Genomic DNA, 2,089 nt, shown 5'->3' with positions numbered 1-2,089 from the left:
AGGGCAACTACATCTACCCCGAGGGCTTCGACCCGGAGACCGGCGAGTGGCGCGAGGGGTTCGACGACCAGCGGGAGACCTGGGAGCGGCAGTACGCCGAGGCCCACTCGCGCTGGGAGGCCCACAAGAAGCAGATCGTGGACGCCGAGGCCTCGGCCCGCGAGGCCGGCCAGCAGGCCGCGAGCGGCTCGTCGTACTCGTCCGGTGGCGCCAGCAGCAGCAGCGGCAGCACCGGCGGCGGCTCCAGCAGCTCGTCGTCCTCGTCGTCGTCCTCGCAGGACAACGGCCGGTCGACCGGCGGTGCGCTCGCCTCCGACGAGGCGCTTCAGGCACTGCGCGACAAGCTGACCGGCGGCGAGTGATCACCCGCTCCCGTTGACATGCTGCACGAGGCCCCTGCCCATCTGGGCGGGGGCCTCGTCGCGTCCCACGGGCGGTAGGTAGCCTGTGCCCGTGCGCTTCATCCTCGACCCCCGGCCGGTCGACCACGACCCGGTCACCGACGTCGCGACCGCGCACGCCCTGCTCCGCCAGGCGTCCGACGGTGAGATCGGGCCGACGGTGCGCATCAGCGTCCCGGTGGGCCCCACCGCGGCGTTCGGACGTTCGGACGTCCGCCGGCCTGGCTTCGCCTCTGCGGCGCAGGCCTGTCGTGCCCTCGGCTTCGAGCCGATCATCCGCGGTGCGGGCGGCCGGGTGGCCGCGTACACCGAGCAGACCCTGGTCGTGGACCACGTCAGCCCCGACCCCGACCCGGGCACAGGGATGCGTGACCGGTTCCGTGACTACGGGGTCCTCCTGACCTCGGTCCTCGGCGAGCTCGGTGTCGATGCCCGTGTCGGTGCTGTCCCGGGGGAGTACTGCCCCGGTGACTACAGCGTCAACGCACGCGGCCTCGTCAAGCTGGTCGGCACCGCACAGCGCGTGGTGCGAGGCGCCTGGCTGTTCAGCGCTGTCATCGTCCTCGGAGATGCCCCGATGCTCCGCGCGGCGCTGCCGGTGATCCACAACCGCCTGGAGCTGCCCATGCGCCGCCGCTCGGTGGGCGCGGTCTACGACGAGGTGCCCGGCCTCGACGTCGACACGGTGGCGAGCACGTTGCTGCGTGCGTACGACCGCATGACCAGCGTCGACGTGGTCCCGCTCGACGACGCGACCCGCGAGCGTGCGGAGAGCCTGAAGAGCGACCATCGCGTGGGCGCTGACCTCGGCGCACGGCGGACCGCGTGATCCGCGTCGGTCTGACCGGGGGGATCGGCTCCGGCAAGAGCGCTGTGTCAACCCTGCTGCGAGACCGCGGCGCTGTCATCATCGACTCCGACGTGCTCGCGCGCGAGGTGGTCGAGCCTGGTACGCCGGGGTTGGCTGCGGTCGTCGAACGCTTCGGCGACGATGTGCTGACCGCCGACGGGCAGCTCGACCGTCCGGCGCTCGGCGCGCTGGTCTTCTCCGACCTGTCGGCTCGTCGAGACCTCGAGGACATCGTCCATCCGCTGGTCCGTGCTCGTGGCGCAGACCTCGAGGCCCAGGCAGGGCCCGATGCTGTCGTGGTCCACGACGTCCCTCTCCTCGTGGAGACGGGGCAGGCCTCTCGCTTCGACCTGGTCGTCGTCGTGGACGCTCCGGTCGAGGTCCAGATCGAGCGCCTGGTGACCCAGCGGGGCATGTCGCGCGAGGAAGCCGCGAGCCGGATCGCGGCTCAGGCGTCACGTGATGACCGACTCGCGGCGGCCGACGTCGTCATCGACAACACCGGCTCGCTCGACGACCTCGCGCGCGAGGTGGAGCAGCTCTGGACCACGCTCTTGAGCCCAGAGGCTGTCAGACACCGCCGATAGCGTCAGATCGCATGACGACCATCGCTGTGACAACGCCAACCGGTCACGTCGGGGCGCATGTCGTGCGCCTGCTCGTCCAGGCCGGCACGCGGCCCGTCCTCCTGTTGCGAGACGCGGCCAGACTCGACCCTGACCTCCTGCCCTACGTGCAGGTGAGGGAGGGAGACCTGCACGACCGTGACTACGTCGTGCGCGCGCCCGCGGGCGTCGACGCCCTGTTCTGGGTGGATCCGACCGACCTGACCGTCGAC

General features: G+C 71.4%; 3 protein-coding genes and 1 pseudogene. All 4 read left to right on the top strand.

Annotated elements, in window-relative coordinates:
* Nucleotides 1-362, top strand: a pseudogene (locus PV363_RS17525) (hypothetical protein); the annotation flags it as partial.
* Nucleotides 363-453: 91 nt separating this feature from the next.
* Entirely contained in the window at nucleotides 454-1,230 is a 777-nt protein-coding gene (locus tag PV363_RS17520) for a lipoate--protein ligase family protein (RefSeq protein ID WP_301023052.1), read from the top strand.
* Nucleotides 1,227-1,838 (top strand): dephospho-CoA kinase, encoded by a 612-nt coding sequence (gene coaE, locus PV363_RS17515; RefSeq protein ID WP_301023051.1) that lies wholly within the window; start codon nucleotides 1,227-1,229, stop codon nucleotides 1,836-1,838. The genes PV363_RS17520 and coaE overlap by 4 nt, the downstream gene beginning before the upstream one ends.
* An 11-nt stretch (nucleotides 1,839-1,849) precedes the next feature.
* Nucleotides 1,850-2,089 (top strand): NAD(P)H-binding protein (locus PV363_RS17510; RefSeq protein ID WP_301023050.1); only part of this gene is annotated, 240 nt, incomplete at its 3' end.

This window comes from Mumia sp. (assembly GCF_028803055.1).
Taxonomy (GTDB): domain Bacteria; phylum Actinomycetota; class Actinomycetes; order Propionibacteriales; family Nocardioidaceae; genus Mumia.
This window is presented reverse-complemented; position numbering and strand designations above follow the sequence as displayed.